The organism is Litoreibacter sp. GN1-5 (assembly GCF_055693805.1).
Genome location: NZ_JBVFUP010000001.1, coordinates 613,272 through 635,768 on the forward strand (window position 1 = coordinate 613,272; position 22,497 = coordinate 635,768).

Sequence of the window (22,497 nt, forward strand, 5' to 3'; positions counted from 1 at the left end):
CGCGGCTTACTTCGCGTTGAACGTAAACAATGTTTCGCCGTTGATCTTGTAGTCATCAATCAGCTCTTTCGCGCGTGCGCTGACCAGCCAGCCCTCGAGCTTCAAGGCCAGATCATCTTTCACATGGTCGTGCTTTTCCGGGCTGACCGGTAGATAGGCATATTGGTTAAACAGCACCGGATCGCCCGCATAAAGCAGCTCCATCCCGTCCTTATTGCCGAAATTCAACCAACTGGCCCGGTCTGCCAGAATATACGCGCCCATACCGGAGGCCGTGTTCAGGGCCGCGCCCATACCCGCCCCCACAGAGTTGTACCAGTCGCCAAAAGCGCTTGGATCGAACTCGGCATCACCCCAAAGCGCCAGCTCTTTTTTATGGGTGCCGCTCTCATCCCCGCGGCTGACAAAGGGCATCTTGGCGACTTCCAAGGCTTTCAAAACCTCTACCGCATTCCCGGAGCCAAGAATACGTGCCGGATCACTTTCGGGGCCGATGAAGACGAAATCATTATACATGATTTCACGCCTATGGGTGCCAAAGCCGCCGTCCAGAAACGCATCCTCGGCCTTGCGCGAATGCACAAGGATTGCATCCACATCGCCGGCTTCCCCCAACTTGATCGCCTGACCCGTCCCAACAACCAAAAGCTGCACTTCCAGCCCAAGATCTTCCTGAATGGCAGGCAGCAGAATGTCTGATAGGCCGGAATTATGGAACGAGGTCGTCACTGCCAGCTTCATATCATCTGCAAGCGCAGCACTGAGCGTGAAAACCACGGTTGCCGCGGCAAGAAAAGCAGAGCGGATCATTCGACAATGTCTCCATTTATAAAGGCCACAGCCTCAGAGGTTTGCGGGGCTGCAAAAAACGCATCTGCCTGCGCGACCTCATGCGGTTTGCCCCTCAGCATGAAGATTACATCACGCGCAAGGCGTCGCGCTTGACCTAAATCATGGGTTGCCATGATGATGCGTGTTCCGGCTTTTTCCGCCTCTTGCAAGATAGTCTCGATCTCGCGGGTGGCACTCCCATCCAGATTGGCGCTGGGTTCATCCAGAAACAAAACCTGTGGTGTGCGGATCAAAGCACGGGCGAGGGCAAGTTTCTGTTTCTCTCCACCAGACAGATCAGATGCATTTTGCGCAAGACGCTGCCCAAGCCCGACACGCGCGGCCCAATCATGAGCCGCCTGACTGGCCTGCGTGCGCGACATACCGTTAAGCGTCAGCGGGTAGGTTAGGTTTGCTTCGACCGTGCGACGCATCACAATGGGGGTTTGAAACACATAGGACTGCCTGCTTTGTGCGTCAGGTGTCGGGCAGTTCCAGCGAACAGCCCCTGATGACGCCCGTTGCAACCCGTGCATCACGCGCAGCAGCGTTGTCTTGCCGGATCCGTTCGGGCCAAGGATGATCGTTGTACCCGCGCCCTCCAGCGCCAAATCTAGCGGACCAATCAGTGTCTTGCCCCGGCGTGTAACGCGAACCTGTTCCAGCGACAGCGGTAGAATAGACGTCACCATCGACCACGCCTCTCGGTGCGGCTGATCCCGTGGATCAGAAGGTTCACAATGATGGCCAGCGCGATCAGCACAAAGCCAAGACCCAGCGCCAGGGCAAAATCGCCCTTACCTGTCTCCAGTGCAATCGCGGTGGTCAGAACCCGTGTTGCATGGTCGATATTGCCGCCAACAATCATGATGGCCCCCACTTCGCCAATCGCGCGGCCAAACCCGGCCAGCGAGGCCGTCAAAAGCGCGCGGCGCGCATCCCAGATCAATGTCTTGATGCGTTGCCATTTGGTGGTGTTTAGCGACAGCAGAAGATCATGATATTCGGCCCACAGATCCCGGATCGATTGATGCGCGATTGAAGCGATCAGCGGTGTGATGATAATGACCTGTGCAATAATCATCGCGGTGGGGGTGAACAGCAACCCGAACACGCCAAACGGACCAGAACGGGACAAAAGGATATAGACAAACAGCCCCACCACCACAGGTGGCAGTCCCATAAGTGCATTCAGCACGGCAATCACAGCCCGACGGAACGGAAAGCGCCTGATGGCAAGCCACGCCCCAAGCGGAAGAGCAATAAGTGATGCGATGAAAACAGCGCTCAGCGTGACCTGAAGCGACCGTAGCGTGATTTCGACCAGATCAGCATCCAGACCGATAATCAGCAGAAACGCTTGCCGAAGTCCTTCAAGAATGTCGGTCATCTTGTATCCACAGTCCCATTGGTGGCGGAGCATTTCACGCCCTTAGCGGGCGTTCAATTCAATAATGCGCGCGAGGGCAGTGTTTTTCCGACCCCGCGCAAACAGAATTGGCGATTTCCGCTTATGCATGATAGGTTTTTGGACAGCCATTTGGGCTAATTGAATTTTTATGATAATCAAATTGCCGGTATCGGTTTCGTTTTAGTGAGTTGAGGGGAATATGTTTAAGAGTTTTGGCCGCTACATTTCGCAGTCCGTTGCGAATAATCTGTTTCTATGGTCCTGCCTGTCCTATGTGGCTGGTCTGGTCTATTATCCAGCAGAAATCCTGAAAGATGGGCGGGAGCCGTTCTACTTCCTGGAATGGAAGATGACGCAATATCATATCAATTACATAGACTTCGGTATGGTCAAACGGGGCTTCACCGGAACGATACTGTATCCGATTCTGGCGCTGTTCGAGGATGGCTCACTTGCGGAATATCTGCTGGTTTTCTTGCTGGATGTCGCGGTTTGCCTGACGATCATCTATATCGTTACAAAGGCGCTGAAACCTGAACCCGGCGAAGACAATTGGACTGCCATTTCCATTCTGCGCCTGATCCTAGTTTTCAGCCCTCTTGGCTATATGGCGTTGGCTTATGACGTGGGGCGGTACGATCATATCGCGCTGCTTTGTGCGTTGATCTCAATTGCCTTGCTGCGTCAGGATCGTTTTGTTGCGTCTGGTGTGATGATGGCGATTGGAATTCTCAATCACGAAGCGCTTTTGTTTTATGGTTTTCCGTTGATCATCGCCTATCAGATGATCCGCACCGGCGGGATCGGGGCGTCTGTGATCACCCTTTTGGTGCCGTCCCTGATTGCTGGGATTGCTACTGTTGTTTTCGGAAATTCGGACATTGACCCAAAAGACGTGCTGTCGGAAGAGGTCGCCGTAGGTGCTGCCGTATGGTCACGGGGGTTGTTTGAGCCGCAATTTGCGTTGCCGCCGATCCAGTATGTTATCTTCGCCTTTTATACGGTGATCCCATATCTGCTGTTGTTTTGGTTCTATAGTGCCAATGGCTTGCGTAAAGATTGGCTGTTTGTCGCGCCGTTCCTGTTGCTGGTAATCTTCGCGCTTGGGGTGGATTACGCGCGTTGGGCGGCGCTGATCATGTTTACAGTCAGTGTGGTGATCTTCCTGCATGCCCGTTCTGGCAAAGATACAGCATTCGTTGAGACCCCGCTTAAAATGGCAGTTCTGCTGGCCGCCTTAATCCCCTTGGGGCCGGTTGGTATCGAAACCGGACTGCCTTACCTGACCGCATTCGTAAAGATAATGGGCCTTGTCTGAGGCGTATCGATCAGAGCGCTTAGGCCGATCGCAAGGATCGCGACAAAGCACAGTCGACTGATCCTGTCGCGGGCGGCAAAAACCACCGGATCGTCATGCATCTGGCCCCTGTGGGCCAGCATCACGATCCGGCTGATCCAGTAGAGCAGAACCAGACATATTCCCCAAAGGGCGGTTGGGGTGGCATAAAGCTCCATCACAGCGGGGGAATTCAGGTAAAGCGCCATCACCAGCACAGAGACATAGCCTGATGCAATGGCCATCGTGCTGATCAAAGGCACGTCTGCCGTCAGATACCCACGCCCAACGATCTCGGCTTTGTCCTTGGCTGCGTTGTCAACCAGTTCTGCCTGACGTTTCACCGTCGCAAGTGAGAAGAAGAAAAAGATCGAAAACGCCAGCAACCATGTCGACACCGAGATATCCGTTGCCGCACCACCTGCCATAATACGTAATGTATAAAGCCCGGCCAACGTGCAGATATCAATAATCATTTGCCGCTTCAGATAGAGCGAATACGCTGTGGTGACGAGGTAATATGTAAACATCACCAAAACGAACTGGGGCCCAATTAACAGGGCAATGACAAAGCCAAGCCCCAAAAGAAGCGGCGCCATCAACGTTCCGTGTGCAATTGGTAATGCCCCGGACGCAAGCGGTCGTTTGCATTTGCGTGGATGTGCCCGATCTGCGGCCAGATCCAGAAGGTCATTCATCAGATAAACACTGCTGGCAACGACACTGAATGCGATGAACGCCAACAGTGCATAAATCGCAGTTGCGACGTTCAGCTCATGCCCGGCAAGCATTGGCACGAATACCAGAATATTTTTTAACCATTGATGAGGTCGCAATGCCTTGAGATACGGTTTAATTGAGTTGTCCCGCGTGCTCAGATGCTCGGCCTCGACGCCTTGACTGTCGAGCTTGCTGCGCAGGGCAGGGGGGATGTCCACCGATACAGCTTTGCGCGCGCCTTGCCACACCGGCAGATCCGCCACAGAATCGCCCATATAGGCATAGCCCGGCTCGGAAAAGCGGTCCTCAAGAAACGCCGCCTTATACTTGCCTTTCAGGTTCTGATCGCCGCCTGATCCATGAACTTCGTCAAAGATATCCAGATGCTGCGCAATGCGTTGCGCAAGCTGCTTGTCCGAGGCCGTTACCAAAGCGGTCTTACCCCCCTTGGCGCGCCAATCCTTAACATAGGCGATGACGTCTGCGTTATAGGGCAGGACTGTCACATCTACATCGCTTATCTCATCAAGCATCTGTTTCAGCTTGGGCCGCCCTTGTCGCAACGCATTTGCGGCAATCAAAGGCGTGCTCCAACGCTTTGCGAAAGCGTCCCAGAATGTCTCGTACAGCATATCCGTGCGGATAAGCGTGCCATCAAGATCAACCGCAAGAACAGGGTGTGAACTTATCTGCTCCGCCTCAGAAGACATTGTATACCGTGAATAATCTCATTTTCATGACTTTATGGGGCGATACGGCTCAAAGCAACAAAAGCAAGCTCCGCGCCATGGCTCAATAGCGAACACAGAGAAAAATGCGGCAAATGCGCCGCAGGTCGGGGATGTCTTGATAGGAAATGATCCCCTTCTCAGGCTACACATTGTTGCGAGGTTGTATCTGAGTGCTGGCAGGTTTGTTCTGAGCGCGCTAAAGCTTTGAAAAATTTGGGAAACCCAACGCGTTGGGTGCGAGGATAGGGATCTTATGCTTCGAGACTTTGTTATAGTGACGGCAATTGCGACGCTGGCGAACCCCGCGTCAGCCACAATCATTGACGGTGAAATACTGCGTCAGAACGGGGTGGGCCAGTTTGTTAAGCTTGAAACCGAAGTCCCTTTTTCTGTCGGCAATGATACCTTCAACACCGATAATCTTTATGCCTTTGACGAGGATCAGAATATAGAGCTGGCTGAACCGATCCGCGTCGATATTGGTGGCGAGGCCGGTGTTATCGCTGCCGGAACTGTCGTCGCAAGTCATTATGTCTTTTTCGACAGCCTTGCAGGCATCCACTATGGCTATGTGCTTTTTGACGCACCAATACTGGGCGTAGCGGCATTTCAGGATACGATGGCGGCCACGGATTTTCTGGCCAATACATCCGTGGACTATATCAGCATAGAATTGCGCGGGTTAGAGCAGGGCGATTACGTCTGGATAGATGAGGACGATCCCCACCGGCTTTGGGTTTATTGGGCGGGGTCTTCCCCCGGCGACTATATTCGCGTCTTCACAGAACGGTCTGTCGGTGCAATTATGTAGCACGCTATTGAACCTCGAAATGCTGTCTCCAGGTTTTGGTCCGTGCCCTATCCCGGGCGTTATAGTTGGCCATAGCTTGGTTCAAATCTGCTACATCCGATGCTTCGCGCTTCTCTGCGATTGCAGTCAATCGCATCGTGTACCAAGCCGTTATTCCGCCTTCTGGAGGCGTGTTGAATTTTGGAAAAGTTACATCTGCGTTTTGTCCGTTCTGCCATTTGTTCGGTAGGTCAGGCTCAAGGATAAGGGCACGGGCAAGGCCAACGATATCGATCATGCCGCTTGCGATTGCGCCTGCAGCCTGATCCAGCGTTTTGAAGCCGCCTGTCAGCATAAGGGGTTTGGCTGTTATCTGGCGGGCTTGCTTGGCAAATTCTAGGAAGTATGGGCCTTGGCCTCCGCTATCAGACACGGATTTCGCACCCGGGAAATATGTTCCGCCGCTAAGGTCAATCAGGTCAATGCGGGTGCCATTCAGGGCTGCAATAACTGTCAGCGCATCTTCGTGTGTCAAACCACCAATCAGTTGATCCGTTGTGTTAAGCTTTATGCCGACCGGAAAACTGGCGCTGACTGCTGCTCTCACCTCTTCGATGACTTCAAATAAAAGCTTCATACGAGAGGCGATGGGTCCTCCGTACTCATCATCTCTTTTGTTGAATAAAGGGGACAGGAATTGACTTAACAAAAACCCGTGTGCTGCGTGGATTTGAACACCGCCAAAGCCCATTTTTTCCGCCAGACACGCGGTCTTCGCACATTCTAGCGGCAGTGCTTTGATCTCACTTCTGGTCATTTCTGAACACCGAAGCCCCGGAATATCAAGCGCGCTTTGCCCTTTGGGCTCACTGGTCGGGGGGTATGCCATCGCGCCAGCATGTCCCAATTGCAGCCACAGTTGCGCGCCATTGTCGGAACCGCACCTAGCGAGCTGTCGAAACCGTTCTGTATCTGACGTGTCGTTCAAGACCAGATTGCCGGGCTTTTCGGCATATCGGTGGGTTCCCTGTATTTCTCCGATAATTGAAAGGGCTAAACCGCCTTTTGCCCAGCGCCGATACAAGTGCATTTGCGCGTCTGTTGGGGTGCCGGTTCCATCACCCAGCGAGTCTGACATTGCCGATTTTGCGATGCGGTTCTTCAAAAGGACCCCACAAGGAAGCTCAAGAGGTTGAAAAAGCAAATTCCGGGTATCCGCGATCATGCTTGTCTTCCTATGACTGTTCGGCTCCAATCCACTTATCCTTATAAATGGGCCTAAACTCCAACATTTGTTCTGAAGCTATTCGATTGAAGAATGTATATTTCTTTATAAATATTTATTTTCAATGGCTTGCAGTAAACTCTTTGCGCGGAAAGCCTTAAAAGAAAACGTTATGTCCCTCAATGCTCACAGAATGGAGCGACAGAACTCTCCACTGGGCATAGGCGTAAAATGGTGTTACCCAGATCGCAAGAGACGCGAACAGAATGAAATACCTATGACATTGGATGACACCAAAGGTCTGACGTGCGAAGAGTGTCCGATCCGGTTTCGCGCAGTTTGTGCGAAATGCGACACGGATGAGCTGGAGACACTTGAAGACATCAAATACTACCGCACTTTCGAGGCGGGTCAGACGATTTTGTGGGCCGGGGACAAGTTGGATTTTGTGGCCTCTGTCGTCACCGGTGTAGCCACCTTGACCCAAACCATGTCCGACGGGCGCATTCAGATGGTTGGGCTTTTGCTGCCATCAGATTTCATTGGTCGCCCAAATCGTGAGATGGCCACGCATAATGTCGAAGCCACGACAGATGTGACCTTGTGCTGCTTTCGCCGCAAACCTTTTGAGAAGATGATACAGGACACGCCTCATATAGGGCAACGCCTGCTGGAAATGACGCTGGATGAACTGGACGCCGCGCGTGAATGGATGCTGCTTCTGGGTCGCAAGACTGCCCGGGAAAAGATTGCAAGCCTTATCTACTTAGTCGCGCGCCGGACTGCGACGCTGGAAATGAAGTCAATCAGCGGTGAGGTCCATGTGGAACTTCCTCTGACCCGTGAAGCCATGTCGAACTATCTGGGGCTAACGATCGAGACTGTGAGCCGTCAATTGTCCTCGCTCAAGCGCGATGGTTTGATCCAGCTGGAAGGCAAACGTCAAATAATCGTGCCTGATCTCGAAGCGCTGATGGCCGAAACCGGCGATGATGATGATGGCGGTATGCTGATATAGCCTGACAGATTTGTCATTCGCCGGGTTTGCAGAACGGGTTATATACTTGAACTGGAATTGGCCGGAGGCGATCCAATGACAGATAGAAAATTCGACTCTTTAAATTTGACCCGGCGTGAAACCGTTATCGGCGGCACGGCCTTGGCTTTGACCGGGATGCCGCATACCGCTGCCGCACAGGGCATCGGTGCCGATATGCGCGACAGAGCTGTGCGATGGCTGGATACGCTACCCGACGATAAACGCGCAACAGCGCAGTTTGCATTCGATGACCCAACCCGCCAACGCTGGAGCTTTATGCACGGCTCTGCAGTAGCTCCGGGCCTGCCACTGGAAAGTATGTCTGCTGCGGAAAAGGATGGCGCGCTTGATCTGTTGTCCACGGGCCTTAGCGCTGACGGGATGGAGACATCCCTGAACATCATGCTGCAACAGGATATTCTGCGGGATGAGTGGAACAAAGGCAGTGCGGACCGCAACCGGGAACGCTTTTCTTTGATGATTTTTGGAACGCCCGCGTCAGATAGCCCATGGGGCTGGCGCTGGGAAGGGCACCATCTGTCGCTCAGTTATACATTGCAGGGGGATCAGGTGGTATCGGTTACGCCGTCTTCCTTCTCGTCCGAGCCAAACACGGTGCCATCCGGTCCGCATAAAGGTCTTGTGGTGCTACCAGATGAAGAGAGTGTTGGGCGCACCGTATTTGCTGATCTGAGCGATACAAACAAGCGCGGGGCTTTGCTTCAGGAAGACTCGTTTGGCAATATTCTGACCACGGCGGGGAATGAGGACCGGATCGCGGATCGCCAAGGCATTGCCTTGGGGGATCTGCCGCAATCTCAGATCGATCTGCTAACTCGCCTCCTTGATGTCTATTGCGTCGATCACTTGCCCACGGCGCTGGCCGATCAGCAAAGAACGCGCATTTCAGAGGGTGATCTGATGGCCACAAGGTTCGGCTGGGCCGGGGCAAATGAGGACGGCAAGTCGATCTATTATCGCCTGCATGGCAGCACGTTCCTGATTGAATTTGCGACGCTTAGAAATCAGCCGCAACATCATCATGCCATACGCCATGACCTGACACGTAACATGGGCGCGCATGTGATTTAGCGCGCCATCAGCACCGGGATCTCCGAGGTTTCCAGCATCTGCCGTGTGGCCCCGCCAAGAATGGCCTCGCGCATGCGGGGATGGCCGTAAGCGCCCATCACGATAAGGTCAGTGCCTTGTTCTCTGCCGTGTCGGGTCAGGATGGCGGCCACGCGCGGCTCACTTTTGGCCAGAACCGAAATCTCACATCGCGCCCCATGACGGGCAAGATAAGTCGCGATGAGCCCGCCGGGGTCTGATCTATCCGGTCCGTGTCTGGGGGGATCGATCAGCGCAATCTCGACCTTGTTGGCCTGTATCAGAACTGGGAGCGCAGCTTTGCAGGCTGCCAGTGCTTCGTCGCTTTCGTTCCAGGCAATGGTCACATGATGTGGCGCAAGCCCATGAGCCCACCCATCGGGGACGATCAAAACCGGGGCTGTCGTCCCAAAAGAGCAGCTTCCACAAGGGCCACATCCTCGACCGTTTTGTCTTCGCCATAGGGGCGGGGCAGGATGAACAGATCGGAAAATCGCAGGCGTTGTCGCACGTAGGCCCCAAGTTCAGCCGCGCGAAGGGCAAGCGGGCGGATATCCCAGGAAAACATTTCGGGTTTGAGTTTTTCCGATAGCTGCGTTTCAAGCGTTTGGGCGTCTTCCAATGCCTGTTGATAATTCCCATCCACCGCGATGGCCTGAGCCCCGGCATAATAAAACCCCGGATCCGTATGATCGAAGCCAAGAGCCAGTATGTTCAAATGCGCACCCGTCGCACGGGCTGTCGCAATTGCGCTGTCAATTGCATCGGATTGACGCTCCATATCGTGCACAATGGTCGTGATTGTTTGAAAACCTGTTGCAATTCCCATGGCCAACCTCGCTGATTTGATCCTGCGGTTAGCCTAGCGACCATATACCGGAGCGTATTTGATGCAGCGCAAACTGGGGCAGTCTCTTCTTTGACACAGATCAAGGCGCAAATCTTGAAGCCGCCGCATTTTCCAACTTGCGAACAGGAATCGGATGTCGTCCGGGCATCTGAATACGCATGAGGGACACGCGGTATGCTACACTACTTCAAGATCATATTGTTGGGTCTCGTGGTCTTGTTTGCAGCGATGGCTGTAAATTGGGCGCGGGATCTGGCCTATCAAATCCATGCCTTGCTGATCATGGCCATCGCGTTTGGCATGTTCATCTGGACGGTTCGCCAAACCGATGAACCGGTGCAAGTGGTCACTGAAACAGGCTATATGGATGACGTGATCAGAGCCGGGGTTATTGCCACCGGTTTTTGGGGCGTTGTGGGCTTTCTGGTTGGCGTGGTGATTGCCTTCCAATTGGCCTTTCCGGTTCTCAATTTTGATTGGGCACAACCTTATGCGAATTTCGGACGTCTGCGCCCGCTGCACACTTCGGCGGTGATTTTTGCGTTTGGAGGCAACGCATTGATCATGTCGTCCTTCTACATCGTACAACGTACCTGCGGTGTGCGACTTTGGGGGGGCAAGCTGGCTTGGTTTGTCTTCTGGGGCTACAACCTGTTCATCGTGCTGGCCGCTACCGGATATCTATTAGGCGCCACGCAATCCAAGGAATATGCTGAACCGGAATGGTATGTCGATCTGTGGCTGACCATTGTCTGGGTAGCCTTTCTGGCCGTCTATATGGGCACGCTTTTCACCCGGCGCGAGAAACACATCTACGTTGCCAACTGGTTCCTGCTTAGCTTCATCATCACCGTTGCGATGCTGCATGTGATCAACAATCTGAGCCTTCCGGTCTCTGTCTTTGGGTCACGTTCGGTACAACTATTTGCCGGCGTGCAGGACGCTATGACGCAGTGGTGGTATGGCCACAACGCTGTGGGGTTCTTCCTGACTGCAGGGTTTTTAGGCATGATGTACTATTTTGTGCCCAAGCAGGCCGGACGACCTGTGTTCAGCTATAAATTGTCCATCATTCACTTCTGGGCACTGATCTTCCTGTATATCTGGGCAGGTCCGCACCATTTGCATTATACAGCTTTGCCGGATTGGGCGTCTACGCTGGGTATGGTGTTCTCCATCATCCTGTGGATGCCAAGCTGGGGAGGTATGATCAATGGTCTGATGACCCTGCAAGGGGCATGGGATAAGCTGCGCACCGATCCAATCATTCGCATGATGGTGATCAGTCTTGCCTTCTACGGGATGTCCACTTTCGAAGGCCCGATGATGTCGATCCGCGCGGTCAACAGCCTGAGCCACTATACTGATTGGACCATTGGTCACGTTCATTCCGGCGCACTTGGCTGGAACGGGATGATCACATTTTCGGCGCTCTACTTCCTGACACCAAAGCTGTGGAACCGTCCGCAAATGTATTCCATGGCGGCGATCAACTGGCATTTCTGGCTCGCCACGATTGGTATCGTTCTCTACGCGGCGTCTATGTGGGTCACAGGAATTATGGAAGGCCTGATGTGGCGTGAAGTCGACGCCCAAGGCTTCCTTGTGAACAGTTTCGCCGACACCGTTAGTGCAAAATTCCCGATGTATATCGTGCGGGGGCTTGGCGGGGTGCTTTACCTCACAGGTGCGCTGATCATGGCCTGGAACATGATCATGACTATTCGCGGGGCAGAGCCGCAAGGCGCTGTCACCAATCTGGCACCGGCTGAATAAGGAGGCGTGAAAATGACAATGAATAACGAAGCACAGCCTGAGACATCGAAGAAGAAACGGTTTCTCGACTATCACGCCATTCTGGAAAAGAGCCCGACGCTGTTGCTGGTCTTTTCGCTGCTGGTCGTATCCGTTGGGGGCATCGTGGAAATCGCACCGCTGTTCTATCTGGAAAACACCATCGAGGATGTGGACGGCGTGCGCCCATATTCCCCGCTGGAGCTGACAGGGCGCGAAATCTACGTCCGCGAGGGATGCTATGTCTGCCACAGCCAAATGATCCGCCCGATGCGCGACGAGGTAGAGCGTTACGGTCACTATTCGCTTGCGGCAGAGTCGATGTATGATCACCCGCACCAATGGGGTTCCAAACGGACGGGGCCTGATCTGGCGCGGGTCGGTGGGCGGTATTCCGATGCTTGGCATGTGGATCACCTGCGTGACCCGCAAGCAGTGGTTCCGGAATCAATTATGCCGAAATATGCGTTTCTTGAAGAAACCATCATTGACGGGCGCTATATTGAAGATCTGCTCAGCACGCATCGTATGGTCGGTGTCCCTTACACTGATGAGATGATCGAACAGGCTGCGGCAGATTTTGCAGCGCAAGCTGATCCCGACAGCGATTTTGACGCACTTCTGGAACGCTATCCAGGCGCGCAGGTTCGTAATTTTGATGACCAGCCGGGGATCTCCGAAATGGATGCCCTGATTGCGTATCTGCAAATGCTTGGCACATTGGTCGACTTTTCGACCTTTACTCCAGAAGCAAGCCGGTAAGGAGGCACAGACATGGATACCTATTCCTTCTTACGTGAGCTGGCCGATAGCTGGGTTTTGCTGGCAATGTTTCTCTTCTTTCTGGGCGTGGTTATCTGGGCGTTTCGCCCCGGCAGCCGCCCCATCCATAAGGACACGGCTGATATTCCGTTTCGCAATGAAACCTCACCCGCAACAAGCCTCGGTTGCGGTGCCTGCAAGACCTGCACCTGTGCAGCATCCCTCGATCTGGAGGCCCTGAAATGAGCGAAGATAAAAACAAAATTGATCCGATCACCGGCACTGACACAACCGGGCACAGTTGGGATGGCATAGAAGAGCTGAACAACCCGCTGCCGCGTTGGTGGCTCTGGACGTTCTACCTGACAATCATCTGGGGCATTGGCTACACGATTGCCTATCCCGCATGGCCTATGATCCAAGGGGCCACGGCAGGTCTTCTGGGCTATTCAACACGGGCCGAGGTCGCGGCTGAGATACAATCATTCGTGGATAAAAACGCTGCTCTGACAGAAGAGCTGGCGAATATTGAACTGGCATCATTGACTGAGAATGAACCTCTGAATCGCTACGCTATTGCTGGCGGGGCTGCGGTATTCCGCAACAACTGCTCACAATGCCACGGGTCCGGCGCTGCGGGCAGCAAGGGATATCCGAACCTTCTGGATGATGACTGGCTTTGGGGCGGTGATATCGACACGATCGCCTACACGGTTCGCCATGGGATCCGTAACGACACAGATGCGGATGCGCATTGGTCGCAAATGCCGGCCTTTGGGGAATTGCTGGAAAAACCAGAAATTGAAGCGACTGTGAATTATGTGTTGCAATTGTCCGGTCAGGATCATGACAGCGCATTGGTAGGCGAGGGGGCCGTTCTGTTCGAGGAGCAATGCGCGTCATGCCATGGTGAAGATGGTAAGGGCATGCGCGATCAGGGCGCGCCGAATTTGACAGATGCCATCTGGCTTTATGGTGGCGATACAGAAGCTTTGCGCGAAACTATCACCTATTCCCGGTTCGGTGTCATGCCCAATTGGGGCACCCGTCTGACAGAAGCTGAGGTTAACGCGGTTGCAGCTTATGTGCATCAGCTTGGCGGAGGGGAAGATACAGCACCGGAATAGCTCATGACCTCGCATCTGGCAGCTCCTGTTCGCGCATCGCTACCATTTGCAACCGGTCATGAGGGAGGGGGCGTCTCTCGGGACGCCCCTTTTCTTGATCTGTATCAAGGAAACATAGAGCCCGACTCGTCATAAGAAATAAGCGAACAGGACTATAATGGAGCTCTGCAATGAGCGGACCCGATCAGCCTCAATCTCTTTATGCTGCGCAGGAACCTATTTTCCCGCGTCGTGTATCGGGTAAATTTAGGAATCTCAAATGGTGGATCATGGGGATCACCTTGGGGATTTACTATCTAACCCCTTGGATTCGCTGGGATCGCGGTCCGAACCTGCCGGATCAGGCGGTGCTGGTCGATTTGGCATGGCGGCGGTTCTATTTCTTCTGGATCGAGATTTGGCCGCATGAATTCTACTTTGTCGCAGGCCTTCTGATCATGGCGGGGCTTGGTTTATTTTTATTCACCTCGGCCCTTGGACGCGTCTGGTGCGGCTATACGTGCCCGCAAACGGTCTGGACTGACCTGTTCATTCTGGTGGAGCGCTGGATCGAAGGCGACCGCAATGCGCGCGTCCGCCTGTGGAATGCAAAATGGGACGCTCGCAAATGGCGCCTGCGCATGACCAAATGGATCGTTTGGCTTCTGATCACGGTCGCGACTGGCGGGGCCTGGGTTTTTTATTTTGCCGACGCGCCGACGCTCGCCAAACAGTTGGTCACATTTGATGCGCATCCCGTGGCTTATGGCTCGGTTGCGGTTCTGACGGCGACTACGTTCATTTTTGGCGGCTTTATGCGCGAACAGGTTTGCATTTATATGTGCCCATGGCCGCGCATTCAGGCGGCGATGATGGATCCGGACTCGCTGACCGTTGCCTATCGCGACTGGCGGGGTGAACCGCGGGGCAAGAAGCACGAAAACACCACGGGCGATTGTATCGATTGTATGGCTTGCGTGAATGTCTGCCCGATGGGGATCGATATTCGTGATGGTCAGCAGATGGAATGCATCACTTGCGCGTTGTGTATCGATGCGTGTGACGAGGTGATGGACCGCATTGGAAAACCACGCGGATTAATTGACTACCTCGCGCTCAGCGACGAGACCGCAGAACGCGAGGGCAAATCCGCCAAGCCTATCTGGCAACACATCCTGCGGACGCGCACCATCATATATACCGCGCTGTGGTCCCTTATCGGGTTCGGGCTGGTCTTTGCGCTGTTCATCCGGGCGGATATTGAGCTGACCGTCTCGCCCGTGCGCAATCCAACCTTCGTAACGCTAAGTGATGGCTCGATCCGTAATATCTACGATGTTCGGTTGCGCAACAAGCATGGCGAGGACCGTGAATTTCATCTCTCACTGACCTCAGAGGAAGCTTTGCGCATCGGCTTAGAGGGCACAAATCGCCTGACCATTACCGTGCCCGCGGATACCAGCTTTTTACAGCGGGTCTATGTTACCGCCCGCTCGCAAGATCCAGCGGCCTCTGTCGCGCGCACCGATCTGCGTTTCTGGGTCGAAGATCTTGAAAGCGGTGAGCGCGCTTACAACGACACAAGTTTCAATGGAAAGGCACGCCAATGACCACTGACACATCAAATGGTAAAACTCTGACGGGTTGGCATGTCTTTGCAATCTTTGGTGGTGGTTTTAGCATCATCATTGCCGTGAATTTGCTGCTGGCCTATCAAGCGGTTCATACGTTTCCGGGACTGGAGGTCAAAAACTCCTATGTCGCCAGTCAGACCTTTGATGCAGATCGTGAAGCCCAGAATGCACTTGGCTGGACAGTTGCGGCCACTGCCACGGATGACAGGCTGAGCGTCAGTATCACTGACGCGAATGGCGATCCGGTCAAGACGACCCAGATCAGCGGTGTTTTAGGGCGCGCCACGCATACGGGTGATGACAGTGCGCCCGCCTTTGTCTGGACTGGTTCGGCCTATGAGGCACCCGTTGCGCTGGCCCCCGGCTATTGGAATCTGCGCCTGTTGGCGACTGCACGCGATGGCACGACTTTTCGGCAACGTATCCAGTTGCGGGTAAAGGGCGCATTATGAGCTTTGCGGAATACCCATATCCCGGTGCGTGCCCTGCCTGCGCTGCAGCTCCTTTGGCCGAACAGGTTGCAAAAGACGCAACCGGCACAAGGCGCATCGATCTGTCTTTACCCGGCATCCACTGTGCCGCCTGTATCGCAACGGTCGAACGTGGCCTCATGGCGCGCGCCGATGTTGCCCTTGCCCGCGTCAATCTGAGCCAGAAACGCGTGCAGATACAAGTTAGCGGCGATACGCAACCTGAAGCCGTGATCGAACATCTTGCCGAGCTTGGTATAGCCGCACAATCGCTGGAAAGCGATCTTCTGGGGCAGGGCAAGGACACGACCGGGCGTGATCTGTTGATGCGCCTGGCTGTTGCCGGGTTTGCCATGATGAATGTCATGCTGTTATCCGTTGCTGTCTGGTCCGGGGCAGGGGATGCCACGCGGGATATGTTCCATTGGATTTCTGCGATGATCGCGCTGCCAGCCATCGCATTTTCCGCGCAACCCTTCTTCCAACACGCGCTGCAAGCGCTGCGTGTGGGGCGGTTGAACATGGATGTCCCAATCTCGCTGGCCATCATTCTGGCTGCAGGAATGTCGGTTTATGAGACCGCGCAAGGCGGCGATCACGCGTATTTTGATGCGGCGCTATCGCTGACCTTCTTCCTTCTGATCGGCAGGTATCTTGATCACCGCAGCCGCGCTGCTGCGCGCTCTGCCGCAGCGATGTTATCCGCGCTCGAAGTTCCGCGCGTCAAATGTATCACAGAAGATGGCCCCAGCATCGTGGCTCTGTCCGAGGTTAAGGTTGGGGATCATGTGCTAGTCGTTGCCGGGGAGCGTATCCCGGTTGATGGTCGTATTCTGAATGGTCAAAGCGATCTGGATCGATCCCTTCTGACAGGGGAAAGCCTGCCGGTTTCGGTTGCGACTGGTGATCAGGTTTGCGCGGGCGAGCTGAACCTTACAGGCCCCATGACCGTTGAGGTTAAGGCCATCGGTCAAGACAGCACGTTACGCCGAATGGTCACAATGATCGATGCCGCCGAAAGTGCGCGCAACCGCTATACCGCCCTGGCCGAGCGGGCCGCCGCCATTTATGCGCCTGCGGTGCATCTTTTGGCGCTTGCGGGCTTCGTGGGGTGGCTCATGGTCGGCGCGGATATGCGCTATGCTATGAATGTCGCGATTGCCTTGCTGATCATTACCTGCCCTTGCGCGCTTGGTCTGGCCGTGCCAGCTGTGTCAACCGCTGCGGCTGGTCGTCTGTTTCGCAAAGGGATGTTGGTCAAGGATGGAACTGCGCTTGAACGCCTGAGCGAAGTTGATACGGTTGTGTTCGACAAGACTGGCACCCTGACCGAAGGGGTTCTGACATTAGGATCGTTAGACCATATAGATGCTGAAACGCTGTCAGTTATCGCAGCCCTTGCGCAGGTCTCGCGCCATCCGGTTGCAATGACGATTGCCCAAAGCTTGCAGGCGGCGGATATACGGCCCGCAGAACTGGACAGTATTCGCGAGGTTCCGGGGCGTGGCACCGAAGGCAGCCTTGGCGGTGCCCGGGTACGGTTTGGGTCTGCGGAATGGGTGGGTGCGGACGGCACCCGCCAGATCAGCGGTAGTTGGGTTCGGATTGGTTATGCGCCAGCAGTGCATCTGCCAATGGAAAGCCAGTTGCGCCCCGGCGCGGCCCGAACCATCGCCGCCTTGATGGCCAAAGGCTATGACGTGCATATGTTGTCTGGCGACACAGTTTCAGCCGCCGAAAATATTGCGGCGAAGCTTGGTATTCGCGACTTTCTTGCCAGCGCTAAGCCTGATGAAAAGGTCAACTATATCAAAACGCTCAGCGAAGCCGGGCGACGCGTCTTGATGGTGGGCGACGGGTTGAATGATACCGGCGCACTTTCGGTCGCCTATGCGTCGGTTTCACCCGCGTCTGCGATTGACGCGTCCCGCGCGGCGTCTGATGTTGTGTTGTTGCAGGATCGTCTGGACCCATTGCTGGACCTACTGAGCACGGCCAAATCCGCCCGCAAGCGGGTGATCGAAAACTTTGTGGTGGCTGCGGGATATAATTGTATTGCAATTCCCATTGCGATGCTTGGGTTTGTCACCCCCTGATCGCGGCGATTGCCATGTCAACATCTTCGATCACCGTGCTCGTGAACGCATTGCGGGTGAGGTAGGCCATGAATGTGCTTGTCTATCTGATCCCGGCATCCCTGACCCTTGGCGGGCTTGGGCTTATAGCTTTTGTATGGAGCCTGAAATCAAATCAGTATGATGATTTGGAGGGCGAGGCCCACCGCATTCTGATGGAAAACGACGATGCACCTTCATCTGATGAGAAATCATGATCTGGATCAAGGCGCCTTTGCCACGGGCGCAACTATCCTGACCTTATGGAAACGTTGACCGAACTTCGCAGGCTTGGCCTTTTTGATGCGCGCATTCCGCGCTACACCAGCTACCCGACTGCGCCGGTCTTCTCGACCGGGACGGGTGCACCCTTTCAGGTGAAAGAGCTGAGCAAGCTTGATCCGGCTGTGCCCGTCTCGGTTTATATCCACATCCCGTTTTGTGAACGTCTTTGCTGGTTTTGCGCCTGTCGAACACAGGGCACGCGCACACTGGCCCCGGTTGAAGCTTATATTGATACGGTTCGCGCTGAATTGGATCTTCTTGCCCAGCATTTGCCAGACGGCATAAAAATGGGTCGGCTGCATTGGGGTGGTGGTACGCCAACAATCCTAAATCCGTCTTTAATCGCAAAGCTTGCTGCGGCGATAAAAGACGTTTTGCCTCCGGCTGCGGAGTGGGAGTTCTCGGTTGAGATCGATCCCACCCTTGTGGATGATCCCAAGATCGCGGCACTGAAAGAGGCTGGGATGACCCGCGCCAGCATTGGTATTCAGGATTTCGATCCAAGGGTGCAGGACGCGATTGGTCGGCAACAGAGCTATGCGCAAACGAAAACCTGTGTAGACGCGCTGCGCGCTGTTGGGATCGTCTCACTCAACACGGATGTTGTCTATGGTTTGCCACATCAGACCCGCACCAGTATTCGCGCGTCCCTTGATAAGGTTCTGTCACTTGAGCCTGACAGAATTGCTCTGTTTGGCTACGCCCATGTACCTTGGATGGCGAAACGTCAGCGTCTGATTTCGGAAGACGCGCTTCCAGATGATGCGCAACGCTACATGCTGTTCGAAGACGTCTCAGCTGCATTGGTAACTGACGGTTACACAGCCTTGGGTATTGATCACTTCGCAAAGCCTGATGATGAACTTGCCAAGGCACTGACCACAGGGGCGTTACGGCGAAATTTTCAGGGCTATACTGATGATCGTTGTCCAACATTGATTGGGCTCGGCGCATCTTCCATTTCGCGCTACGAAGGGGGGTATGCACAGAATGCGCCAGCAACGGCTGCCTACACCGGACGTATTCGGGAGGGTTTACTGGCGGGATCACGTGGGCATGTTTTGTCGCAAGACGACAAGCTGCAGGCGCGGGCAATCGAATGCCTGATGTGTGACCTGTCGCTTGATCTGGACGAGCTTGCGGAAAGCTTTGGACCAGAGGCTTACGTATTGGAGCCACTTCTGGACGTTTGCAGCGATATGTTCGCGCCCCATGTCACACGGGAAGGGAACCGGCTGACTATTCCTGCGCAGATGCGCCTTCTGGCGCGCATGGTTGCCAATCAGTTTGATGCCTACGCTGTTGAGGGCGCGCGGTATTCAAAGGCTTCATAGCAATAAGGGCTATTTTTGAGGTTTCACGTAAAAACCCGCGCCAGATTCTGACGCGGGTGGCTTGAATCTAAACTATGAGGTGCTTTAGCGCTTCTCGATATCCACATAGTTGCGCAGCGTCTCACCTTTATACAACTGCCGCGGGCGACCGATTTTCATGGTTGGATCGGCGATCATCTCTTTCCACTGGGACACCCACCCAACCGTGCGACTAAGCGCGAAGATCGGGGTGAACATCGATGTTGGGAAGCCCATCGCCTCTAGGATAATGCCGGAATAGAAATCTACATTCGGGAACAGCTTCTTATCGGCGAAATATGGATCGCTCAAAGCCTGTTTCTCAAGCTCTTTCGCCACTTGCAGGATTGGCTTGTTATCTACCCCAAGAAGATCCAGCACTTCGTCTGCGGACTGTTTCATAACCTTCGCGCGTGGGTCAAAGTTCTTGTAAACCCGATGTCCAAAGCCCATCAGGCGGAACGGATCGTTTTTGTCCTTGGCGCGCGCGATATATTCCGGGATACGGTCTACCGTGCCGATTTCATTAAGCATTTCCAAACAAGCCTGATTGGCCCCGCCATGCGCAGGCCCCCACAGACAGGCAATACCAGCTGCGATACAGGCAAACGGATTTGCGCCTGATGACGAGGCTAGGCGCACCGTCGAGGTCGAGGCGTTTTGCTCATGATCCGCATGCAGCGTGAATATCCGGTCCATTGCGCGGGCAAGGATCGGGTTGACCTCGTAATCTTCGGCAGGCACGGCAAAGCACATGCGCAGGAAGTTGGACGCGTAGTCCAGATCATTGCGTGGATACACGAAAGGCTGACCGATCGTATACTTATAAGCCATTGCAGCAATCGTGGGCATTTTTGCAATCAGGCGGATCGAGGCGACTTCGCGCTGCCACGGATCGTGAATATCGGTGGAATCGTGATAAAAGGCAGACATGGCCCCGACAACGCCGGTCATAACAGCCATTGGATGAGCATCGCGGCGGAACCCACGGAAAAAATTCATCATTTGCTCATGCAGCATCGTGTGATTGGTCACACGGTATTCAAAGTCTTCAAGCTGTTCTGCCGATGGCAATTCGCCATAAAGAAGCAGATAGCAAACTTCCAGGTAATGGGATTTTTCTGCCAGTTGATCAATCGGGTAGCCGCGATGCAAAAGCTCACCCTTTTCACCGTCAATATAGGTGATGGTGCTGTCACAGGCTGCCGTAGAGGTAAAACCGGGATCGTAGGTGAACACATCCCCTTGCGCATAGAGCTTTCGGATATCAATTACATCCGGCCCCGCTGTGGGGGAGTAGATTGGCAGCTCCAGCTCTGTGTCTCCGAAGGTGAGTTTTGCGGTTTTATCAGACATCTATGCTCTCTTTCTCACGGTTTCAGCGGCTGCGCGTTCGCAAGCCTCTGCTAGTTGCGGCTCAAGCCGAATTTATAGGCCGAAGGAAACAGGCGTATGTTTCAATCAGTTGCCAATGTCACCTAGTCTGGCAAGGGTTTCCTCGCGGCCAAGGATAGTCATCATATCGAATACGCTGGGGGACACAGCGCGCCCTGCAAGTGCTGCCCTTAACGGTCCTGCGAGCTTTCCAAGTTTAAGCCCACGTGCTTCGGCAAAACCTGCAACTGCTGTCTCTAGCGGTTCACGGTCCCAGCTAACAGTTTGCAGGTGCGGCGTCAATTCATGCAATACAGCACGTGCCGTTTCATCAAGTTGTTTTGATGCGGCTTCATCTAGTGTAAGCGGGCGTGCTGAAAGCACAAATTGTGCTTTGGCTAGCAAGTCGCCCAAAGTTTTTGCGCGGTCTTTCAAACAAAACATTGCCCGCGCAAGTCCGTCTTTCTGCGTTGCAGAAAGCGGCGGGATGTCATTCGCTGTCATATACCCGTCAATATCTTGCAATAGCTGCGCATCATCACTCATGGCGATATGTTGACTGTTAATGCTTTCCATCTTCTTGAAATCCAGCCGCGCAGGGGCTTTGCCTATCCCCGTGAGGTCGAACCATTCAAGCGCTTGGTCTGTTGTGAACACTTCATCATCGCCATGGCTCCACCCCAATCGGGCCAGATAGTTGCGCAGGCCTGCAGGTATGTACCCCATTGCCTGGTATTCTTCGACACCCAACGCGCCATGACGTTTGGACAGTTTCTTGCCATCAGGTCCATGAATAAGCGGGATATGGGCAAAGACGGGTAAATCCCAGCCCATGGCGCGGTAGATCAGCGATTGTCGCGCTGCATTGGCAAGGTGATCATCGCCCCGGATCACATGGGTCACACCCATATCGTGATCATCAACAACCACCGCCAGCATATAAGTCGGCGTCCCGTCCGAGCGTAACAGCACCATGTCGTCAAGCTGATCATTCTGCCAGGTCACTTTACCTTGCACTGCGTCCTCAATTACTGTTTCGCCAGTTTGCGGGGCTTTTATGCGCACGACGAAAGGCGCGTCCGGATGATCCGTGCCCGGCACGTCCCGCCAAGGGGATCGGAACAGAGTTGATTGCCCGGCGGCCCGTGCCTGTTCGCGGAATGCCGCGATCTCGTCCTGCGTGGCGAAGCATTTATAGGCGGTGCCCGCAGACAACATCTGTTGCGCGACATCGGCGTGGCGAGCCAATGCACCATGTTGGCTGACAGCATTGCCATCCCAATCCAACCCCAACCATGTCAGCCCTTTCAGGATCGCCTCTGTTGCCTCGGGCGTCGAGCGTTCGCGGTCCGTATCCTCGATCCGCAACAGAAATTTCCCGCCGCGGCCACGGGCATAAAGCCAGTTGAACAAAGCCGTCCTTGCGCCGCCGATATGCAAAAAACCAGTGGGCGACGGGGCAAAACGGGTCACGACAGGCTTGGATACGGGCATATTGGATACGGGCATAAAGGTTAACCTTTTGGAAAGGGTGATAGCGCTAAATCTCGCGTGTGTTTAGGC

General features: G+C 54.3%; 21 protein-coding genes and 1 pseudogene. 13 read left to right on the plus strand and 9 right to left on the minus strand.

The window, feature by feature from the left end; genetic code table 11:
* Positions 1-6: 6 nt before the first annotated feature.
* From ACZ1HF_RS03095 to ACZ1HF_RS03105, 3 genes are read right to left on the minus strand one after another with little or no spacing between them, the layout of a single operon-like run.
* Positions 7-810 (minus strand): ABC transporter substrate-binding protein, encoded by an 804-nt coding sequence (locus ACZ1HF_RS03095; protein ID WP_472656127.1) that lies wholly within the window; start codon positions 808-810, stop codon positions 7-9.
* Positions 807-1,523: an ABC transporter ATP-binding protein gene (locus tag ACZ1HF_RS03100; protein WP_472656128.1), complete on the minus strand. Its 717-nt coding sequence runs from the start codon at positions 1,521-1,523 to the stop codon at positions 807-809. The genes ACZ1HF_RS03095 and ACZ1HF_RS03100 overlap by 4 nt, the downstream gene beginning before the upstream one ends.
* The gene (locus ACZ1HF_RS03105; RefSeq protein ID WP_472656129.1) at positions 1,517-2,221 is read right to left on the minus strand and encodes an ABC transporter permease; all 705 of its coding nucleotides are present in this window, start codon (positions 2,219-2,221) and stop codon (positions 1,517-1,519) included. Before ACZ1HF_RS03105 ends, ACZ1HF_RS03100 begins: the two co-directional genes overlap by 7 nt.
* 220 nt (positions 2,222-2,441) lie before the next feature.
* On the opposite strand from ACZ1HF_RS03105, the gene ACZ1HF_RS03110 reads away from it, so the two are divergent.
* Positions 2,442-3,560, plus strand: coding sequence for a hypothetical protein (locus ACZ1HF_RS03110; protein ID WP_472656130.1), 1,119 nt, complete (start codon positions 2,442-2,444; stop codon positions 3,558-3,560).
* Here the strand turns inward: ACZ1HF_RS03110 and ACZ1HF_RS03115 are convergent.
* Positions 3,521-5,008, minus strand: coding sequence for a UbiA family prenyltransferase (locus ACZ1HF_RS03115; protein WP_472656131.1), 1,488 nt, complete (start codon positions 5,006-5,008; stop codon positions 3,521-3,523). The genes ACZ1HF_RS03110 and ACZ1HF_RS03115 overlap by 40 nt on opposite strands.
* Before the next feature lie 274 nt (positions 5,009-5,282).
* On the opposite strand from ACZ1HF_RS03115, the gene ACZ1HF_RS03120 reads away from it, so the two are divergent.
* Positions 5,283-5,840, plus strand: coding sequence for a hypothetical protein (locus ACZ1HF_RS03120; protein ID WP_472656132.1), 558 nt, complete (start codon positions 5,283-5,285; stop codon positions 5,838-5,840).
* 4 nt (positions 5,841-5,844) lie between these two features.
* Here the strand turns inward: ACZ1HF_RS03120 and ACZ1HF_RS03125 are convergent, their stop codons facing one another.
* Positions 5,845-7,044 (minus strand): NADH:flavin oxidoreductase/NADH oxidase family protein, encoded by a 1,200-nt coding sequence (locus ACZ1HF_RS03125; RefSeq protein WP_472656133.1) that lies wholly within the window; start codon positions 7,042-7,044, stop codon positions 5,845-5,847.
* 277 nt (positions 7,045-7,321) lie between these two features.
* Between ACZ1HF_RS03125 and fnrL the strand changes: the two genes are divergently transcribed.
* Positions 7,322-8,062 (plus strand): transcriptional regulator FnrL, encoded by a 741-nt coding sequence (gene fnrL / locus ACZ1HF_RS03130; RefSeq protein WP_472656134.1) that lies wholly within the window; start codon positions 7,322-7,324, stop codon positions 8,060-8,062.
* Positions 8,063-8,137: 75 nt separating this feature from the next.
* Positions 8,138-9,175: a DUF3500 domain-containing protein gene (locus ACZ1HF_RS03135; protein ID WP_472656135.1), complete on the plus strand. Its 1,038-nt coding sequence runs from the start codon at positions 8,138-8,140 to the stop codon at positions 9,173-9,175.
* Here ACZ1HF_RS03135 and ACZ1HF_RS03140 read toward each other — a convergent pair.
* On the minus strand, positions 9,172-9,585 hold the full coding sequence (locus ACZ1HF_RS03140; protein WP_472656136.1) for a universal stress protein: 414 nt from the start codon (positions 9,583-9,585) through the stop codon (positions 9,172-9,174). The genes ACZ1HF_RS03135 and ACZ1HF_RS03140 overlap by 4 nt on opposite strands.
* Positions 9,582-10,022: a hypothetical protein gene (locus ACZ1HF_RS03145; protein WP_472656137.1), complete on the minus strand. Its 441-nt coding sequence runs from the start codon at positions 10,020-10,022 to the stop codon at positions 9,582-9,584. Before ACZ1HF_RS03145 ends, ACZ1HF_RS03140 begins: the two co-directional genes overlap by 4 nt.
* Positions 10,023-10,217: 195 nt before the next feature.
* Here ACZ1HF_RS03145 and ccoN point away from each other — a divergent pair, with 195 nt between their 5' ends.
* From ccoN to hemN, 9 genes and pseudogenes are all read left to right on the plus strand, one after another.
* On the plus strand, positions 10,218-11,819 hold the full coding sequence (gene ccoN, locus ACZ1HF_RS03150; RefSeq protein WP_472656138.1) for a cytochrome-c oxidase, cbb3-type subunit I: 1,602 nt from the start codon (positions 10,218-10,220) through the stop codon (positions 11,817-11,819).
* 18 nt (positions 11,820-11,837) lie between these two features.
* Entirely contained in the window at positions 11,838-12,599 is a 762-nt protein-coding gene (gene ccoO, locus ACZ1HF_RS03155) for a cytochrome-c oxidase, cbb3-type subunit II (RefSeq protein ID WP_472658968.1), read from the plus strand.
* Between the two features lie 12 nt (positions 12,600-12,611).
* On the plus strand, positions 12,612-12,845 hold the full coding sequence (locus ACZ1HF_RS03160) for a cbb3-type cytochrome c oxidase subunit 3 (protein WP_472656139.1): 234 nt from the start codon (positions 12,612-12,614) through the stop codon (positions 12,843-12,845).
* The gene (gene ccoP / locus ACZ1HF_RS03165) at positions 12,842-13,726 is read left to right on the plus strand and encodes a cytochrome-c oxidase, cbb3-type subunit III (protein WP_472656140.1); all 885 of its coding nucleotides are present in this window, start codon (positions 12,842-12,844) and stop codon (positions 13,724-13,726) included. The genes ACZ1HF_RS03160 and ccoP overlap by 4 nt, the downstream gene beginning before the upstream one ends.
* Positions 13,727-13,896: 170 nt before the next feature.
* Positions 13,897-15,315, plus strand: coding sequence for a cytochrome c oxidase accessory protein CcoG (gene ccoG / locus ACZ1HF_RS03170; RefSeq protein ID WP_472656141.1), 1,419 nt, complete (start codon positions 13,897-13,899; stop codon positions 15,313-15,315).
* Complete coding sequence (locus tag ACZ1HF_RS03175; RefSeq protein WP_472656142.1) at positions 15,312-15,791, plus strand: FixH family protein; 480 nt, start codon at positions 15,312-15,314, stop codon at positions 15,789-15,791. Before ccoG ends, ACZ1HF_RS03175 begins: the two co-directional genes overlap by 4 nt.
* Positions 15,788-17,970, plus strand: a pseudogene (locus ACZ1HF_RS03180) (heavy metal translocating P-type ATPase). Before ACZ1HF_RS03175 ends, ACZ1HF_RS03180 begins: the two are co-directional and overlap by 4 nt.
* A 3-nt stretch (positions 17,971-17,973) precedes the next feature.
* Positions 17,974-18,141, plus strand: a complete 168-nt coding sequence (gene ccoS, locus ACZ1HF_RS03185) for a cbb3-type cytochrome oxidase assembly protein CcoS (protein ID WP_472656143.1) — start codon at positions 17,974-17,976, stop codon at positions 18,139-18,141.
* 45 nt (positions 18,142-18,186) lie between these two features.
* On the plus strand, positions 18,187-19,542 hold the full coding sequence (gene hemN / locus ACZ1HF_RS03190; protein WP_472656144.1) for an oxygen-independent coproporphyrinogen III oxidase: 1,356 nt from the start codon (positions 18,187-18,189) through the stop codon (positions 19,540-19,542).
* An 84-nt stretch (positions 19,543-19,626) separates the two neighbouring features.
* On the opposite strand, the gene ACZ1HF_RS03195 is transcribed toward hemN, so the two are convergent.
* Together ACZ1HF_RS03195 and gltX are read right to left on the minus strand one after the other, a co-directional pair.
* Positions 19,627-20,916 (minus strand): citrate synthase, encoded by a 1,290-nt coding sequence (locus ACZ1HF_RS03195; RefSeq protein ID WP_472656145.1) that lies wholly within the window; start codon positions 20,914-20,916, stop codon positions 19,627-19,629.
* Between the two features lie 105 nt (positions 20,917-21,021).
* Positions 21,022-22,443, minus strand: a complete 1,422-nt coding sequence (gene gltX, locus ACZ1HF_RS03200) for a glutamate--tRNA ligase (RefSeq protein ID WP_472656146.1) — start codon at positions 22,441-22,443, stop codon at positions 21,022-21,024.
* Positions 22,444-22,497 lie beyond the last annotated feature (54 nt).

What these genes read in the sequence shown, in the direction of transcription:
- ACZ1HF_RS03095 (WP_472656127.1), bottom strand. Translation starts at nt 810, where the DNA reads ATGATCCGCTCTGCTTTTCTTGCCGCGGCAACCGTGGTTTTCACGCTC.
- ACZ1HF_RS03100 (WP_472656128.1), bottom strand. Translation starts at nt 1,523, where the DNA reads ATGGTGACGTCTATTCTACCGCTGTCGCTGGAACAGGTTCGCGTTACA.
- ACZ1HF_RS03105 (WP_472656129.1), bottom strand. Translation starts at nt 2,221, where the DNA reads ATGACCGACATTCTTGAAGGACTTCGGCAAGCGTTTCTGCTGATTATC.
- ACZ1HF_RS03110 (WP_472656130.1), top strand. Translation starts at nt 2,442, where the DNA reads ATGTTTAAGAGTTTTGGCCGCTACATTTCGCAGTCCGTTGCGAATAAT.
- ACZ1HF_RS03115 (WP_472656131.1), bottom strand. Translation starts at nt 5,008, where the DNA reads ATGTCTTCTGAGGCGGAGCAGATAAGTTCACACCCTGTTCTTGCGGTT.
- ACZ1HF_RS03120 (WP_472656132.1), top strand. Translation starts at nt 5,283, where the DNA reads ATGCTTCGAGACTTTGTTATAGTGACGGCAATTGCGACGCTGGCGAAC.
- ACZ1HF_RS03125 (WP_472656133.1), bottom strand. Translation starts at nt 7,044, where the DNA reads ATGATCGCGGATACCCGGAATTTGCTTTTTCAACCTCTTGAGCTTCCT.
- fnrL (WP_472656134.1), top strand. Translation starts at nt 7,322, where the DNA reads ATGACATTGGATGACACCAAAGGTCTGACGTGCGAAGAGTGTCCGATC.
- ACZ1HF_RS03135 (WP_472656135.1), top strand. Translation starts at nt 8,138, where the DNA reads ATGACAGATAGAAAATTCGACTCTTTAAATTTGACCCGGCGTGAAACC.
- ACZ1HF_RS03145 (WP_472656137.1), bottom strand. Translation starts at nt 10,022, where the DNA reads ATGGGAATTGCAACAGGTTTTCAAACAATCACGACCATTGTGCACGAT.
- ccoN (WP_472656138.1), top strand. Translation starts at nt 10,218, where the DNA reads ATGCTACACTACTTCAAGATCATATTGTTGGGTCTCGTGGTCTTGTTT.
- ccoO (WP_472658968.1), top strand. Translation starts at nt 11,838, where the DNA reads ATGAATAACGAAGCACAGCCTGAGACATCGAAGAAGAAACGGTTTCTC.
- ACZ1HF_RS03160 (WP_472656139.1), top strand. Translation starts at nt 12,612, where the DNA reads ATGGATACCTATTCCTTCTTACGTGAGCTGGCCGATAGCTGGGTTTTG.
- ccoP (WP_472656140.1), top strand. Translation starts at nt 12,842, where the DNA reads ATGAGCGAAGATAAAAACAAAATTGATCCGATCACCGGCACTGACACA.
- ccoG (WP_472656141.1), top strand. Translation starts at nt 13,897, where the DNA reads ATGAGCGGACCCGATCAGCCTCAATCTCTTTATGCTGCGCAGGAACCT.
- ACZ1HF_RS03175 (WP_472656142.1), top strand. Translation starts at nt 15,312, where the DNA reads ATGACCACTGACACATCAAATGGTAAAACTCTGACGGGTTGGCATGTC.
- ccoS (WP_472656143.1), top strand. Translation starts at nt 17,974, where the DNA reads ATGAATGTGCTTGTCTATCTGATCCCGGCATCCCTGACCCTTGGCGGG.
- hemN (WP_472656144.1), top strand. Translation starts at nt 18,187, where the DNA reads ATGGAAACGTTGACCGAACTTCGCAGGCTTGGCCTTTTTGATGCGCGC.
- ACZ1HF_RS03195 (WP_472656145.1), bottom strand. Translation starts at nt 20,916, where the DNA reads ATGTCTGATAAAACCGCAAAACTCACCTTCGGAGACACAGAGCTGGAG.
- gltX (WP_472656146.1), bottom strand. Translation starts at nt 22,443, where the DNA reads ATGCCCGTATCCAATATGCCCGTATCCAAGCCTGTCGTGACCCGTTTT.